Annotated in this window: 10 protein-coding genes and 1 pseudogene; 7 read left to right on the top strand and 4 right to left on the bottom strand. The window is 33.1% G+C overall.

Annotated elements, in window-relative coordinates:
* Window positions 1-440: 440 nt before the first annotated feature.
* Both phytr_RS04960 and phytr_RS04955 read right to left on the bottom strand, forming a co-directional pair.
* Window positions 441-3,614, bottom strand: coding sequence for an ankyrin repeat domain-containing protein (locus phytr_RS04960; protein WP_106874769.1), 3,174 nt, complete (start codon window positions 3,612-3,614; stop codon window positions 441-443).
* Window positions 3,615-3,841: 227 nt separating this feature from the next.
* Window positions 3,842-3,937, bottom strand: a pseudogene (locus tag phytr_RS04955) (ABC transporter); the annotation flags it as partial.
* A 413-nt stretch (window positions 3,938-4,350) separates the two neighbouring features.
* Here phytr_RS04955 and phytr_RS04950 point away from each other — a divergent pair.
* A complete protein-coding gene (locus phytr_RS04950; protein WP_106874768.1) occupies window positions 4,351-5,337 on the top strand; it encodes a ParA family protein in 987 nt (328 codons plus the stop codon).
* On the top strand, window positions 5,330-6,145 hold the full coding sequence (locus phytr_RS04945) for a ParB/RepB/Spo0J family partition protein (RefSeq protein ID WP_106874767.1): 816 nt from the start codon (window positions 5,330-5,332) through the stop codon (window positions 6,143-6,145). Before phytr_RS04950 ends, phytr_RS04945 begins: the two co-directional genes overlap by 8 nt.
* Window positions 6,146-6,281: 136 nt before the next feature.
* On the opposite strand, the gene phytr_RS04940 is transcribed toward phytr_RS04945, so the two are convergent.
* Both phytr_RS04940 and phytr_RS04935 read right to left on the bottom strand, forming a co-directional pair.
* A complete protein-coding gene (locus phytr_RS04940; protein ID WP_106874766.1) occupies window positions 6,282-7,064 on the bottom strand; it encodes a nucleotidyl transferase AbiEii/AbiGii toxin family protein in 783 nt (260 codons plus the stop codon).
* Window positions 7,061-7,864, bottom strand: coding sequence for a type IV toxin-antitoxin system AbiEi family antitoxin domain-containing protein (locus phytr_RS04935; RefSeq protein ID WP_106874765.1), 804 nt, complete (start codon window positions 7,862-7,864; stop codon window positions 7,061-7,063). Before phytr_RS04935 ends, phytr_RS04940 begins: the two co-directional genes overlap by 4 nt.
* Before the next feature lie 214 nt (window positions 7,865-8,078).
* Between phytr_RS04935 and recD2 the strand changes: the two genes are divergently transcribed.
* From recD2 to phytr_RS04910, 5 genes are all read left to right on the top strand, one after another.
* Window positions 8,079-10,553: an SF1B family DNA helicase RecD2 gene (gene recD2 / locus phytr_RS04930; protein WP_158706873.1), complete on the top strand. Its 2,475-nt coding sequence runs from the start codon at window positions 8,079-8,081 to the stop codon at window positions 10,551-10,553.
* A gap of 265 nt (window positions 10,554-10,818) precedes the next feature.
* Window positions 10,819-11,781: an NAD-dependent epimerase/dehydratase family protein gene (locus phytr_RS04925; RefSeq protein ID WP_106874763.1), complete on the top strand. Its 963-nt coding sequence runs from the start codon at window positions 10,819-10,821 to the stop codon at window positions 11,779-11,781.
* Window positions 11,738-14,074, top strand: coding sequence for a glycosyltransferase (locus phytr_RS04920; protein WP_106874762.1), 2,337 nt, complete (start codon window positions 11,738-11,740; stop codon window positions 14,072-14,074). The genes phytr_RS04925 and phytr_RS04920 overlap by 44 nt, the downstream gene beginning before the upstream one ends.
* Window positions 14,035-15,723, top strand: a complete 1,689-nt coding sequence (locus phytr_RS04915; protein WP_106874761.1) for a WG repeat-containing protein — start codon at window positions 14,035-14,037, stop codon at window positions 15,721-15,723. Before phytr_RS04920 ends, phytr_RS04915 begins: the two co-directional genes overlap by 40 nt.
* Complete coding sequence (locus phytr_RS04910; RefSeq protein WP_106874760.1) at window positions 15,723-16,691, top strand: phytanoyl-CoA dioxygenase family protein; 969 nt, start codon at window positions 15,723-15,725, stop codon at window positions 16,689-16,691. The genes phytr_RS04915 and phytr_RS04910 overlap by 1 nt, the downstream gene beginning before the upstream one ends.
* Window positions 16,692-16,749 lie beyond the last annotated feature (58 nt).

The following is a 16,749-nucleotide window of genomic DNA, read 5'->3' as shown; positions in this document are numbered from 1 at the left end:
ATATGGGATTGAATCACAAGTATATTTGGTCGGAAGAAGATATTCGCAAAATGCTTCTTTTTTATAAAATTGACCAAAATTATAAAATTAAAAAGTATATTATTTATAAAAAACAACAAATTTTGTTTTCAGAAATTACGAATACTGCTTGGAAAGTTTTAATCCATACTTGGGTCCAGCGGGACAAAGGAACGAAACGCGCTCATTATGAAATCGAGCCGCTACACCTAGTACAGATATAGAAGCTATTTATCAATATGTTTTTTATTCGTATAATGCGTTGTGGTGATTTTCTCACGTATCAGGCTGTTAGGCCTATAACTGAGCTCGCATTATTCTCGTATCTTTTTGTTCTGCCCAAGATAAGATCTTTTTGTCACGAGTAACCAAGGTAGCACCATGAAAAGCATCATCTTGAAATAAACCCCCTAGAATTACATTTAATAACCTATTCCAACATTTGGCAAAATAGCTTCTCCTGTAGCATACATCTCAGGTACATTATCGTTTTCTTCAGTAAATGTAGAATCTACTTCCACCTGATTTATTATATTACTGTTCTTACAACCTACCAATAATGCTTCTTTAGTAAATATAGCGAAAGGATTTTTTTGCGGAGGATATAAATCAGCAATTTTTGGAGCAGCTTCAAATAAGTCAGCAATATTTCCTATATTTAAAAAAGATAATATATTCGATATTGGTCCATCAACTAGCTTATCATCTTGAACCATATTTTCCTTGGTCGCTAAATCAGATTTATGCTTAAAATATTGGAAAGGAGATGTAATTTCTGCTGCTTTAGCTATTTGATTAAATAAATCTTGATCGGTTAATTTGTGATATTCTCCACGACCATATAAGATTTGCTCTAGTTCTTTCTTACCTTTTACGTAATCCTTCAATTCATTTAAATACTCAATCACTTTGGTAAGTAATTTGTGATCACTATATTTTTCTGATGAGTATTTGTCTATGTTGATAGTTTTATACTTATCTTTATTTAGTATGATATGATTTCCAATCCTCTCTTTTACACATTTTAAGATATCGTCCATATTATCAGACATATATTCTTTTAACTGAGCTATATTTTTAGTAGCTTTGTCAAAATTTGACAATTCAAAAGATATACGTAACAAGCCCATGATTAAGCATAGATTTTGAAAAGGATTAGCAGAAACTCCAAAGATGTCATAAATAGATAAACCATAGAAAGCATCAGGAGTAATTTTAGCTCCAGCAGAAATAATTGATTTAGCTGCATTAAAGTTCTGTATTTCAATTGTTTCCTCAAGTAAAGTTTTTTCTTCTAAGCTATTTGGATTAATCTTTTTGATATTTATATTTGCACCTCGCTCAGCTAAGATTTCAACTATATCTCTATGGTTTTTTACAGTTCGATATATAGGAGTTTCTGAATGTATATCTTCAGCATCAACATCAGCTCCCCTTCGAACTAAGATTTTAACTATATTACTACAACCTGCTCGAGCTGCTAAATGTAGAGGAGTAGCGCCATCTTTAGTCCTCGCCTCAATATTAGCTTTCTGGCTTACTAGGTATTTTACTACTTCAAGGTAACCTCTATGGGCTGCAATATGTAGAGGGCTCAAGCCATCTTTAGTCCTCACCTCAATATTAGCTTTCTGGCCTATTAGGTATTTTATTACTTCAAGGTGACCTCGTTCTGCAATAAGATATAGAGGGGTGTAGCCATCTTGAGCCGTAGCCTCAATATTAGCTTTCTGGCCTACTAGGTATCTTACTACTTCAAGGTGACCATTTTGTGCAGCAAAGTGTAGGGGGGTAAAGCCATCTTGAGCCGTAAGCTCAATATCAGCTTTCTGGCCTACTAGGTATTTTACTACTTCAAGGTAACCTGAGTCCGCAGCAGCATGTAAGGGAGTAGCGCCATCTTGAGTTCTAGTCTCAATATTAGCTTTTTGAGTCAAAAGGAACTTTAATACCTCTAAATGACCGTTTTGGGCGGCAAGATATAGAGAAGTAGCGCCATTTTGATTCATAACCTCAATATTAGCTTTCTGGTCTACTAGGTATTTTATTATTTCAAGGTGACCCTGTTCTGCAGTAAGATATAGAGGAGTAGCGCCATTTTGAGCCGTAGCCTCAATATTAGCTTTCTGGTCTACTAGGTATTTTACTACTTCAAGATGGCCTTTGCTCCCAGCAAAGTGTAGAGGGGTAAAGCCATCTTGAGTCATAGCCTCAATATTAGCTTTCTCGCCTACTAGGTATTTTACTACTCCAAGGTGACCATTTTGTGCAGCAATATGTAGAGGGCTCAGGCCACCTTGAGCCGTAGCCTCAATATTAGCTTTCTGGTCTACTAGGTATTTTACTACTTCAAGGTGACCATTTTGTGCACCAGCATATAGAGGAGTAGTGCCATTTTGAGCCGTAGCCTCAATATTAGCTTTCTGCTCTACTAGGTATTTTACTACTTCAAGGTGACCTTGTTGGGCACTAGCATATAGAGGAGTAGCGCCATTTTGATTCATAACCTCAATATTAGCTTTCTGACTTACTAGGTATCTTACTACTTCAAGGTGACCTTCTACTGCAGTAATATATAGAGGGGTGTAGCCATATTGAACCGTAGCCTCAATATTAGCTTTCTCGCCTACTAAGTATTTTACTACTTCAAGATGGCCTTTGCCCGCAGCAAAGTGTAGAGGGGTAAAGCCATCTTGAGTCATAGCCTTAATATTAGCTTTCTCTCCTACTAGGTATTTTACTACTTCAAGGTGACCATTTTGTGCAGCAATATGTAGAGGGCTCAGGCCACCTTGAGCCGTAGCCTCAATATTAGCTTTCTCGCCTACTAAGTATTTTACTACTTCAAGATGGCCTTTGCCCGCAGCAAAGTGTAGAGGGGTAAAGCCATCTTGAGCCGTAGGCTCAATATCAGCTTTCTGCTCTACTAGGTATTTTACTACTTCAAGGTGACCATTTTGTGCAGCAGCATGTAAGGGAGTAGTGCCATTTTGCGCCGTAGCCTTAATATTAGCTTTCTCTCCTACTAGGTATTTTACTACTTCAAGGCGGCCTGTGCCCGCAGCAGCATGTAAGGGAGTAAAACCATTTTGAGTCCTAGCCTCAATATTAGCTTTTTGAGTCAAAAGGAACTTTAATACCTCTAAATGACCTTGTGCTGCAGCAATATATAGGGGAGTTGATTCTTTTTGAGCCGTAGCCTCAATATTAGCTTTTTCATCTACTAGATATCTTACTACTTCAAGGTGACCTTTTTGGGCAGCAAGATATAGAGGCGTAGCGCTATCTTGAGTCATAGACTCAATATTAGCTTTCTGGCTTACTAGGTATTTTACTACTTCAAGATGGCCTTTGCCCGCAGCAAAGTGTAGAGGAGTGCTACCTCGTATATTTCCCTCTTCTATGCCTATACCCAATTCTTGCACTAAGACCTTTATTACCTCCAAACAATTATACTCTACAGCTAAGTGTAAAGCATTTTGATTTTGCTCATCTTTTAACTGAACAACATCATCTATCTTCCTTATTAATTCAATAGCTCTCTGTACTCGCTTATTTTTTACTGCCTCAATTAGATCCTCAGGAATGTTATTCATTTTAGTGTTTTTTAATTAATTTATTTATTAAACCTACTAAAGCATTAAGCGTTTTGTTATTCGTCATATTATAGCATTTAAAAAACCACTTTGCTAAGTTTTATTACTATCTATAGACTCTAATCCATCCTATCTTAATTCGTGTTACTCGGCCATCTGTGTGTATAAAGGGACACCTTGTCCTAAAAATGCTCTACACACACAGATGACCTTTTGCTTAGTTTAGGATTGTTAGCAATCAGTACAGTGCCGCTATCTGCATCATCAAGAAGATCCGCGATATGAAGCAAGGTAGATTTTCCACTTCCAGATGAGACTATGATGGGGCTGTTACAAGATGGAATTTTGGGTCCAGCGGGACAAAGGAACGAAACGCGCAATAGACTAAAATAATTACAAGGTTATTAGACTAAAATCGCAATGAAGGCTTCAATATAAGTTTTTAAGCTTATTTTAATAGGCTAAGAGAGGTTTTATTCCTAAATCATAAGAAAACATAGCAGTGCAATAAAAATATGCGTAAAACTAGAAAATGATTCATTTACCGAAGTTACGGCATGTTTTTTGACTAAATTTGGTAGGTAATACGATACCTTCTTTCCTGCTACTCTCTCAAGATATAACAGAAATCCTATTGCGCGTTTCGTTCCTTTGTCCCGCTGGACCCTATGTTACAGTATGTTATACATGAAATGTATTATAGTGAAAATTAACTTAATAATTGCAATGGTAAATAATGATAGAGCAAGATAAAGATGGTTTGAATCAAAGAACCATGGCTGTATTAAGTAATGTCAGCCCTACTACGATTAGTAGGTACATTACAGCCCATAATTTACGTCCGTTTGATAAGTCTGGATCTAAAAATCAAAAATTTTCTATAGAAACAAGCAGAGAAATAATTCGTAATGTTACTAGTATAGATGGTCAAAAAATCTTAAAAAAGAAATTTGTATTTTATAACTTTAAAGGAGGTGTAGGAAAAACTAGTTTATGTTTTCAAGTATCATCTCATATAGCTTTAATGGGTTACAATGTGCTAGTTATTGATGCAGATCCACAATCTCATCTATCTACTTCTTTTGGATTCTCTCATTATGATAATTACTTAACATTATACGATATCCTGACAGATGGAGCCTCTTTTGACGATGTAAAAAAAACTATATTTAAAGGATATGACTGTATACCTTCAAATCTATCATTAACCAGGCTTGAAGACGACCTTGCTAAATTAGAAAACAAATCCCAAAGGTTATCTTCATACTTTGCAGACATAGAAAAAAAATATGACTTTATATTTGTTGATACAAACCCAACTATTAGCTTGTTAAATAGAAATGTCGTCATGTTTTCAGACGTAATTAACGTTGTATGTGAAACACAGCCATATAGCTTAAATGGATTAAAGCTCCTTTTAGAAGATTTAGAAAAGTTTTTTGTGCATATGAAAACACAACCTAAAGAGCTTAGTATCATACCTAATAAATATGAGGATAGAGCTTCCAGTTCAGCTGAAGCGATGACGGCTTTAAGAGATTTTTATAGCGAATATATAAAAAAGGACTTTGCTATTAGAAAAAGTGAGGATATAAATATTTCTGCAAAGCTAGGAAAACCTTTGGCGTTATTTGCTAAGAAAAATTCTATAGCTTTAGAAGATGTTGTAGAATTGATACACTATTATTTAAATCAATATACCTTAACTAAAACTAATGACTAGAAAGATAAGATATAAGCCTTTATCCAAAGAGCTAGAAAACATTGTAAAACCAGTATCCAATTCCTCAACAAGAGCTAGTATAGGCTTGGAACAAGCGGTAGGTGAGTATTATTTTATTAATACTGACCAATTACACCCTTTTAAAAATCAAGCTAGAAGGAATTTTAATGATGATGAAATCTCCAAACTTGCTGATTCAATTAGAGAATATGGTGTTAGACAACCTTTATCCATTATAAAAAATCTGGAAGGAAATTACGAAGTTGTTAGTGGAGAAAGAAGATTAAGAGCTGCTAAACAAGCTGGTCTAACAAAAGTACCTTGTATTATTTTAAAAGAGAATACAGATGCAAACGCAATTGCTTTAATAGAAAATATTCATAGAAAAGACTTACATCCTATTGAGCTAGGTGTTATTTATAGGAAATTAATTGAAGAAAAAATTTTCGAGAATCAGGAAAGGTTAGCTCAAGCCATTTCTGTTGCTAAAAGTACCGTATCAGAATATATAAAACTCTCAAATATTCCAGAAGATATAAAACTGCATTTAATAGAAAAAAATATATCTTCAAGAGAAAAATTAAGAGATATATCGAAAGCCTACGAAAAAGGTGATATTGAAAAAATAAACTCGTTAGTAGGAGTACCTAATCGTAAACATAAAAATTTCTCTATATTACGGATCATGTCTTCAGAAGGAGAAATTAAAATACAAAATGTTGGTTTGAAAAATTTATCAATAGAAGCAAGAAAAAAAGTAAAAAACCAATTACAAAAACTCATACAACAAATCGATAATCTTGAGTAAACAAACTCATTTCAAGACAAAAAAATAAATTGATACGCAATTACATATTATATGGTTGTTCGCGGCCGCGAACTTTATAGATGTCATCTAAATTAATATTGTGTCATTCTCCTCCTATTAATTATAGTTAATCAGATTAGATATTGTCTATAATCTTATTTATCACAAAGTTGAAACTAACTTCAAAATCCCATTTAATATTAAGAGGTAAAAGAGTTTTCATATCTACTCTAAAGTCTTCATTTAATTTTTTAAGTTCCATATTTTTTAAGAATAGCTCTTTTGATATTATTATCCCATCTTTAAAGCAATATCTTTGAAAGATATCTAGTACTTGCCCAATATCTACCAAGTTATCTTTAAAAACATACCATATATCGAATAAGTCTCTTCCTTTCCTTCTTTGATAAAGAGCTCTGAGCTTAGTTGCCATCAATTCTACTAATTGATAAGTAATAATTTCGCAAGCTCCCTCAAACCAATTAGATTTAAAAGAAAATGGTTCAAATTGCAAAGGTAATACTTGAAAATGCTCCGTAGTATTAATTTCTATTTTAAGTTTTGCAATTGAACCATCAACGCTTTGATAAGGGTAAATAAGCTTAGCACCTCGTTCTGTAATTTTCCATTTCATACTACTAAGCCAAGGGTTTAAGAGTGCGCGAATTTTATCAATAATAAGACCAATTGGTCCAGGTTTTAGCTGAACAAAATCTATATCCTCACTATATCTTGCTGGTGGTTTCAAAAATAACTTATTTAAAGCTGTACCCCCTCGAAAAACAAGATTATTTCTAATATCATTATCGTTATAAAGACAAACAAGAGCTCTTGATATTATCAAATCTTGCTCAGCTTGATTATCTGTTTGCCAATTAGTATTTACTAGCCAGTTTTTAATAAAATCTTCTGAAATCATAAATCACTTTCAATAGTTGTGTTTGCGATAATTTTCCATTTAGCTATACGAGGATAGCCAATAGTAGTAATTTCCTTTGCTATAGGTATGAAGGAAGTAGTTTTATCATCAAGATATTTCTCTAAAACCTCTATTACTTTTAACTTTTTATCTTCTTCCATGCTTTCTATCTGCTCTAGAATAAACCCTAATCGCTGTAGCCAAGCTTTTTGTCCTATTTGATTCGCTAACTCTATAAGTTTCACAGGATCAACAGCGAGTATTAGCTCACTCAGAACAGTAGCTATATGGTTTAATCCTCCGCTTTTGCTAGTATACTGAAACAGATCGAATATAACTAATTCTGGACTTGCAACCTTTAAATAACCAGTACGGACAGTAAAATCCTGCAAAGGCAAATTGCTTAGATGCTTTTTGTATATCATTTCTAATTTTACTACCCCAAATTTGAGAGGATGTTTTATTTGTTTATTAGTAACAACCTGAAAACAATTAGGTTTTTGATGAGTTGCTCCGTGAAACAACCCAGCAGAAAGAAGACTTACATAGTAATCTAGTCTTAAATACTTCATAAGTATAGGTATTAGTTCTTCAGCTGGTATACATCCTTGATGTATCCGTTCTGGAGGCACAATTACATATAACCCCTTAGCTGGAGTAATAATTTGTCCTTTATTTTTTAAGCGATATAAGCCTGATTTTGTACTATTAATTGATAAATTTAAATCATTGGTGATTTCTTGGAAGGTAAAGCTACTTTGACCTTTTGAAAGTAAATGATCTAAATATTCTCTAAACATACTATATGATTTAAGTGTTATTAAACGACACCTAAAGTATATAATATACTATTAATTATATAAATCAACTATTTTTAGGATTGCGATAGAAAAAAGCAAATATTGTTTCGTATAAAACATTAGGAAGAGCTGCAAATTTCGTAAAAAAAATCAAATATTTCTATCTTAAAATAGTATTTGTACTCAAGCTTTCAAAAATGCAAAAATGGTATCTATGACAAGTAACTTAGATACAAAACAAAATACTCACTTTGAAAGAGTAGTGGGAACTGTAGACCGGGTAATTTATACAAATACTGAAAACGGATATAACGTTTTAGAGGTAAAGGTCAAAGGAATATCCAAACCTGTTACTGTTGTTGGATCCCTAGGACCAGTTAATCCTGGCGAGGTAATTGAAGCGATTGGTTCATGGAAGCTCGATAAAACTTACGGCAGACAATTTAGCTCAACGTTCATAAAGACCAATCTTCCATCGGACATAGCAGGTATAAAGAAGTACTTAGCATCAGGCATGATTTATGGTATCGGCGAGCATTATGCTGACCTTATTGTCAATACTTTTAAGGAAGATACAATTGCAATTATCAATGAAGATGTAACTAGACTAGGTCAGGTGAGGGGGATAGGAGCCAAAAGACTTAAAAGCATTCAAGATAGCTGGCAAGAACAAAAAGTTATCAAAGATCTAATGCTGTTTCTTCATTCAAGTGGGATCGGAAGTTCTTTAGCTATTAGAATATATCGTAAATATGGCCAAGATGCAGTAAGTCAAATCAAAGAAAATCCTTATATTTTATCTCAAGAAGTTAGTGGCATTGGCTTTGCTACAGCAGATAAGATTGCCCAAAGTCTTGATATTGAGCTTACTTCACCTTTCAGAGTCAAAGCAGGTATTACTTATGTCTTACAAGACTACAGTAATCAAGGTAGCTCTGCTGTACCTAAAACAAATTTACTCAAAGATGCAAGTATATTACTTAACTTACCTAAAGGACTAATAGAAACAACCCTGCTATCTCTAGTCCAAGAAGATAAAATGATTGTTGAAGTCAAATTAAATGATCTGCCTGCATATTCTTTGAGTTATTTATTTCATTCAGAAAAAGCTATCGCTCAAAAACTTATAGACTTACATAAAGCACATATTCCTTTAAATATTGATTTCGAAGAAAGCATCAATTTTGTAGAACAAGATCTGAAAATTATTTTAGCTGATAAGCAAAAAGAAGCAATTAAGAGCGCTATAGATAACAATGTGGTTGTCATTACTGGAGGACCTGGTACTGGTAAGACAACTATCTTAAATAGCTTAATCAGAATACTAAAAAAGCACAACCTCAAGGTCTCTTTATGCGCTCCAACAGGAAAGGCTGCTAAACGTATGTCTCAAGTATCAGGTGTAGGAGCCCAAACAATTCATAGGCTGCTAGGTATCTCGTTCCCAGGATGTACATATTCTAACCTCAAATGTGACGTACTTATCATAGATGAAATGTCCATGGTAAACATCAATATCATGTTTGCCGTTTGCAAATCTATGGAAGAAATAAAAAGACTAGTTCTAGTAGGCGATGCGAATCAACTACCACCTATAGGTCCAGGTAAGGTGTTACAAGATATCATTGAGTCGAAAGTCTTATCCGTTGTTACGTTAGATAAAATTTTCAGACAAGCTCAAACAAGTAAGATTATAACTAACGCTCATAAAATCAATAATGGTCAAATGCCTGACTTACAAAATGCAGATGACTTTTACTTTATTAGAGCTTCAAGCGATATAAATAGGTACATAATATCCTGCATAGAAAGGCTTAAGAAAAACTTTGACCCTCTAAGAGATATCCAAGTCATTGCTCCTATGCAAAAAGGAGAGACAGGAGTCATAGCTTTGAATCAACTACTACAGAAATCCTTAAATAAATCTAATATCAAAATTACAAGGCATGGTCATGCTTTTCTTTTGGGCGATAAGGTTATGCAGATAGTTAATAATTATACTAAAGATATTTATAACGGTGATGTAGGGATTATTTGCAATATAGACCAAGAAAACCAAGGCATTAAAGTAAATTTTGAAGGCCAGATTATTCATTATGACTTTAACGAATTAGATCAACTCACCTTATCTTATGCAAACACCGTCCATAAGTCTCAAGGATCTGAATACAAGGTAGTAATACTAACACTTTGTATGGAGCATTTTATTATGCTTAAACGAAGACTACTTTATACAGCTTTGACCAGAGCGAAAGAGAAGGTCATCATAATAGGGGAGGAGAGGGCGATCTCTTTAGCTGTTAAGTCTTTAGAAGTACAAAACAGATACTCCAAACTCCAAAATAATCTAGTTAATCTGATAACAGATCCTTTAGTTGCTTCAACTATAATTGAACAAAAAATATTTGATGTAATATTTGAATATCTGAACAAGAATATTTCCAAAGGTAAGTTATACCGCTTAAGATTTATTGCATTTGATAGCAATTATTCTTGGCAAGCTATAGCAGAAGAACATGATGGTTTAAAATATTTTGTTGCCTCACAAAATACTCCTTTAGGATATGAGATTGCAAATTTTCAAAAAAAAGCAGATGTATATTTTGAACGCTTAAAAGAAGCATCAAAAGTGTTGTTTATCCATACGGCAAAAAATATTGTTGATATCATAACTATCAATAAAAAGTAACAAGCATTGTTAATATTAACATACTTTTAGATGTACAAACATGTATAATGATTCAATCCCTTCTATTTGAGTACATAAGAGGTATATAGTACTCAACTAATCCTATAAAAAGCTTTGGAATTTCTTAGTCTATTCGCTAAGATTCTGTTTTTGTTTGTAATAAAATCAAAATAGCAAAACTGAGTTGAGTGTAAAATTGATTGATAAAGAAAAACTCGCACTATAGAATTAAATTGGAACTAGATTTAAGTCTTATTAAAATTTTATGGATAAAATATTAGTTACTGGATCTGCTGGCTTAATTGGTAGCGCTTTAACACAAAAGTTAAGGAGTAATGGATATGAGGTAATAGATTGCGATATTAGGTTTGTAAATAATCCTTTAAGTTTTTTTTCGGAAGAAATTAGACCCGTACTTAATAAATGTACAGGAATTATCCATCTAGCAGCAATTGCAAGAGTTATTCATGGAGAACAATATCCAGAACTTTGCAAGCAGGTGAATGTGGATGGTACAAAAAAATTCCTTAAATTTTATGAAAAGCTTTCCCATAAGCCATGGCTTATTTACGGTAGTAGCAGGGAAGTATATGGAAATCAAGATAACTTACCCGTTGTAGAAAGCGCCAATTTCAATCCAGTTAATGTATATGCAAAAGGTAAGGTTGAGATTGAAAATGCGGTAAAAGCATTAGGCACTCAAGGCTTTAATACCCTAATTTTACGTTTTTCAAATGTTTATGGCGGTCTCCTTGATCACAATGATAGGGTGATACCTGCTTTGTGCATAAATGCTTTGAATAATGATACAATAAGAATTGATGGTAAAGAATGTGTGTTTGATTTTACCTATATAGAGGATGTCGTAGAGGGAATATTATTGACGGTAAAAAAGATGCGAAATTTGCAAAAAATTGAGTTACCAATTCATTTTACAGGCTGTCGAGGTTGTAGTTTAGAAGAACTAGTAAAGATCATTTTGAAAATAACTGACAGTAAATCTTCAATTGATTACAGACTGCCGAGAAATTTTGATGTAACTAGTTTTTATGGTGATTTTAGTAATGCGCAAAAATTGCTTGGTTGGAAGCCAAAGCATTCATTAGAAGAAGGTATAGAAAAATTTGTCTTAAATATTCAGAATGAAGATCGTAATTGCCCATATAATGTAGAAATGGAAATATATGAAGATATTAAAAGTTATTCATGGTTACCCGCCTTATTATAGTGCGGGTTCAGAAGTTTATAGCCAACTTCTAGCTCATGGTCTAGCAGATAACCATGAAGTTCAAGTTTTTGCACGGCATGAAAATAGCTTTTTACCAGATTTTAATTATAGTAAAGTACTAGATTATCTTGACCCAAGGATCTTATTGCATCTAATTAATATCCCATTAACTAAGTATCGATATAAATTCCTTAATAAAGAAGTAAATGAAAGGTTTAAAAAGATAATAGAAGAATTTAAACCAGATTTAGTTCATTTCGGTCACCTTAATCACCTTTCTCTAAATTTGCCTTCTATTACATCTAGCTTAAATATTCCGTCAGTCTATACTCTACATGATTTTTGGCTTATTTGTGCTAGAGGCAGGTTTATTCAACGTAATTCAAAGCAGATACTAGCATTATGTGATGGACAAGAAAATAAAAAATGCGCACAGCAATGTTATAGCGGATACTTTACAGGGGATAATGATTTAGCAGAATCAGATTTAACTTATTGGGAAAATTGGATAGCTGGTAGAATGAAATATACAAAACAAGTTGTAAATAATATAGATCATTTTATTGCTCCATCAGATTTTTTACTAAAGAAATTCATTCAAGATTTTTCTGTTCTAAAGGAAAAAATTTCATACCTTGATTATGGATTTAATTTAAATCGCCTTAAAAATAGGCAACGTAAGCTCGGGTCTGAATTTGTTTTTGGCTACATAGGTACTCATACTCCAGAAAAAGGTATAGATTTGTTACTAAAAGCATTTTTTCATGGCGATATTAATGCAAGACTCAGGATATGGGGAGTGCAAAGGCCTGAAACCAAAGAATTAATGGAAGTAGTAGATCAGTTGCCTGGTAAAGCAAAAAGTGATGTGGAATGGATGGGGGGGTATAGAAATGAAAATATAGTTGAAGATGTTTTTAATAAAGTAGATGCAATCGTAGTTCCTTCTATTTGGGCAGAAAATTCGCCGTTAGTAATACATGAAGCACAACAAGTAAGAGTTCCTGTAATAACCTCTAATTATGGAGGTATGGCTGAATACGTAAAAGATGGTGTGAATGGTTTGTTATTTGAGCATCGTGATTTTATGAGCCTATCAGCAAAAATGAAATTACTCACGCAAGATACTGCTTTATACAAAAAGCTTACAGAAAATGGATATCTTTATTCTGATGACGGACAAATACCCTCAATAGAGTCCCATGTTAGAGAAGTAGAAAAAATTTACAAAGATCTTGCAAAATTACGCAATATCCCAATCACTCTAAAGCCAGGTCCTTGGAGGATAACATTCGATACCAATCCAGATTATTGTAATTATGCATGTGTAATGTGCGAATGTTTCTCACCTTATAGCAAAGTAAAAGCAGATAACAAAGCTAAAGGCATTAAGCCTAAAATGATGCCAATAGAAACGATTAGGAAGGTTATAGAAGAAGCTGCTGGCACTCCTCTTAGAGAAATTATTCCATCTACTATGGGAGAACCTTTAATGTATAAAAATTTTGATGAAATTATCAATTTGTGTCATGAATTTGGGTTAAAGTTAAACCTAACTACAAATGGCTCATTTGTGATCAAGGGAGCAAAAAAATGGGCTGAACTATTGGTTCCAGTTTTATCAGATATAAAGATTTCATGGAATGGAGCTACAAAAGAGACTCATGAAAAAATTATGCTAGGCTCAAAATGGGAAGATGTTATCGAGAATTTAAAAACTTTTTTAAACGTTCGAGATAATTATTTTAATAATACTGGAAAAACATGTAGCATAACTCTTCAACTAACATTTTTAGAGACAAATCTTCATGAGATATATGATCTAACAAAGATGGCAATTGACCTTGGTATAGATAGAGTAAAGGGGCATCATTTATGGGCTCACTTTGACGAGATAAAGAATTTATCCATGAGAAGAAACCCTGATGCAATTAAAAGGTGGAACGCGGAAGTAGAAAAAATATACGCATTAAGAGATAACATGCTACTACCTAATGGTAAAAAAATAAAGTTAGAAAATTTTACCATACTTGAATCTGAAGCGGTAGAAGATTTAGCTCCAGGAGGGGCATGTCCATTTTTAGGAAAAGAAGCTTGGATAAACCCTGAAGGAAAATTTAGTCCTTGCTGCGCTCCGGATGAATTAAGAAAGCAATTAGGAAATTTTGGTAATGTTAATGAAGCAAAATTAGAAGAAATATGGCAAGGCGGACTGTATAAAAATCTGCAAAAAAACTATTTAAATTACGATTTATGCAAAACATGCAATATGAGAAAACCCCTGATGAGTTAAATAAATTTAAACATCTAAATCACATAGAAATTTCTGAATGTAGAACATTTCATAAACTAGGTGGCCTGCCTTTGTATAATCCAAGATTTATTGATGTAGAAAAATTTCATCATCCAGGAATTGCACCAGTTCATGATCAATCCGGTGGGTATCATATTAATCTTGATGGAATCGCTATATATAAACAAAGATTTGATAAAACTTTTGGTTTTTATTGCGATAGGGCAGCAGTAATGGATAAAGGAAAATATTATCACATTGATCTAGAGGGGAATAGAACTTATCGTGGTTCGTATGACTGGATTGGAAATTATCAAGAAGATAAATGCGTAGTAAGACAAGGGGATAAATTTTTCCATATTGACCTTGCGGGTAATAGACTTTACTTAGAAGAGTATGATTATGTTGGAGATTTTAAAGATGGTATTGCGGTAGTGTATAAAAATAGGCAAGCTACTCATATCAATTATAAAGGTCATTTCATACATAATAAATGGTATAAAAAACTAGGGATTTTTCACAAAGGGTATGCAAATGCTGAAGATAATAACGGATGGTTTCATATCGATATTAAAGGAGAGCAAATTTATGATCATAGATACAAAATGGTAGAACCATTTTATAATGGGTATGCAAAAGTAGAAACTTTTGATGAGAGGCTTGGGCAAATTGATATTACGGGTAACATAAAACATGTAATACATACTCCAGATACCATTTCACAAATGCACAAAATTTCTAGAGAGTTAGTCGGTTTTTGGCATACGTATCTAATCAATGCTGCTAGCCAAATGGGAGTATTACAATTATTGCCTGCAAATACAGTATCCTTAGGAAAAAAATTGAAAGTGAATCAAGAAAACTTACATAGATTTTTAAGAGCATTATGGGAAATAAATTTCATTAGTTATGACGGCAAAAATGATATTTGGCAATTAGCAGATAAAGGGCAGTTTTTGATTGATAACACCTTTATGATTAAAGCCGCAAAGATGTGGGGGAAGGTAATTACACAAGAAAACTGGCTGAAAATTCCAGAGTTACTTAAACAAGAGCCAATACAGTCTTTTCTTTCATTTAAAGAAAATGAGAACAATGAGGATATAAAAACAGAATTTTATCAAGCATTACTTGGATATACTGCTCTTGATATAACAGAATTTGCAAAAAAAATAGACATTAATCAAAAGACCAAGGTATTATTGTTTGGCGTACATTCATTAGTCCTTGTTGATATTTTGAAGTCTAAAAATATTAATTCCATTAGTTACCACAATGAACCCAAATTACCAGCTCAGTTAGTAAGAAATTTTGATGTAGTTATTAGAGAAGAAAATGATTCGACCAAAGAATGTGATTTGGTTATATTTACCCGCTTTCTTCAACATTATGATGATAATAAAGTACTATCCTACTTTAAAGCCTTAAAAAATACTAAAGTCTCACGCATCTTACTTGTGGAGACTGTAATAGAAGAGTGCAAACCAATGGGGGGCATTGTGGATATGAATATCATGGTGGAAGCTGGTGGAAAACTAAGAACTAGGATAAATTGGGAGAATATTTTGGAACAAGTTGGTGATTTTTCAATAAGTGATATTTTGCCTTTAACAAGTTATTTATCTGTAATTGATATCAGGAAAAAGTGATGGACCTTTTAGAAAAAGATGGTTTCCTTGTTGTAAGGAATTTGCTTTCTGCAAGCCAGGTAAAAGAATGTCTAACACTAATAAAGGATAGTATCGTTAAAGCGTCAAATGAACTGGGAGTCACAAAAGAAGACTATTTAAGTTGTACCGGCAGATGGGCTACTAAATCTCCAATTACCAGGAGTGTATCCTTTATGCTTGATGATAAAATCAAGGAGTATCTTGAAAATTTATTACGGTCAAAAATTACTTTCAAGAAAAGCAATGTAATATGTAAAACTTCAGATATCACTGATCCTATACCATTTCATCAAGATATTTCGTATAGCCCAAAAGATCCATACCATTTTTCATTATGGGTTTCTCTGAACGATGTTTGTAAAGATTCTGCACCACTACGAGTAATAGGGGGTAGTCATAAAAAACAGGTAGAGACAGCTGCAGATTTTTGGTCACCATATTTTATTGATGAACATAATGTTAATAATCAAAATACAAGGTCAATAACTGTTAATCAGGGAGATGCTATCATATTTGATTCAAAATTATGGCATGGAAGTGATGAAAACCGTGCTCGTAAAGATAGGTTTGCATACGTTACGAGATGGGTTACAGAAGGAAAAGATTTTCCTCAGATTCCGGATATCAAACCAACAAATTTTGGTATGTTTAATTGTGGAGAATTAACTAACCAAATACTGAAAGAATCATTATCATTATTTGATATAAAGCCAAAAATACTAAATAAAGAAGCTTTAATAATGTTATGGATAGAAATTTTAACTGCAAATAATAATTTTGGGGGGATAGATAGTGTCGTGGCAATCAAAGATTTAAAGAAGCTAAATATACTCAACAAAGCTTGTGATTTGCATGATGCTGGAAATATTTCGGGGCTAGTATATAAAAATTTGTGGCACTCCCTTCTTTCTATCCTTAATAAAAAAATTAAATTAGTAAAAATTTAAAATATTCGTGAATACGACCGCATCAAATAATTCCACAAAACCAATAAATTTTATTATT

The organism is Candidatus Phycorickettsia trachydisci, assembly GCF_003015145.1.
In the GTDB taxonomy this organism is placed as follows: domain Bacteria; phylum Pseudomonadota; class Alphaproteobacteria; order Rickettsiales; family Rickettsiaceae; genus Phycorickettsia; species Phycorickettsia trachydisci.
This window is presented reverse-complemented; position numbering and strand designations above follow the sequence as displayed.

Excerpts from the sequence above, each read along its gene's own strand:
- phytr_RS04935 (WP_106874765.1), bottom strand. The coding sequence starts at position 7,864 with ATGTTTAGAGAATATTTAGATCATTTACTTTCAAAAGGTCAAAGTAGC.
- phytr_RS04960 (WP_106874769.1), bottom strand. The coding sequence starts at position 3,614 with ATGAATAACATTCCTGAGGATCTAATTGAGGCAGTAAAAAATAAGCGA.
- phytr_RS04925 (WP_106874763.1), top strand. The coding sequence starts at position 10,819 with ATGGATAAAATATTAGTTACTGGATCTGCTGGCTTAATTGGTAGCGCT.
- phytr_RS04920 (WP_106874762.1), top strand. The coding sequence starts at position 11,738 with ATGAAGATATTAAAAGTTATTCATGGTTACCCGCCTTATTATAGTGCG.
- phytr_RS04945 (WP_106874767.1), top strand. The coding sequence starts at position 5,330 with ATGACTAGAAAGATAAGATATAAGCCTTTATCCAAAGAGCTAGAAAAC.
- phytr_RS04940 (WP_106874766.1), bottom strand. The coding sequence starts at position 7,064 with ATGATTTCAGAAGATTTTATTAAAAACTGGCTAGTAAATACTAATTGG.
- phytr_RS04915 (WP_106874761.1), top strand. The coding sequence starts at position 14,035 with ATGCAAAACATGCAATATGAGAAAACCCCTGATGAGTTAAATAAATTT.
- phytr_RS04950 (WP_106874768.1), top strand. The coding sequence starts at position 4,351 with ATGATAGAGCAAGATAAAGATGGTTTGAATCAAAGAACCATGGCTGTA.
- recD2 (WP_158706873.1), top strand. The coding sequence starts at position 8,079 with ATGACAAGTAACTTAGATACAAAACAAAATACTCACTTTGAAAGAGTA.
- phytr_RS04910 (WP_106874760.1), top strand. The coding sequence starts at position 15,723 with ATGGACCTTTTAGAAAAAGATGGTTTCCTTGTTGTAAGGAATTTGCTT.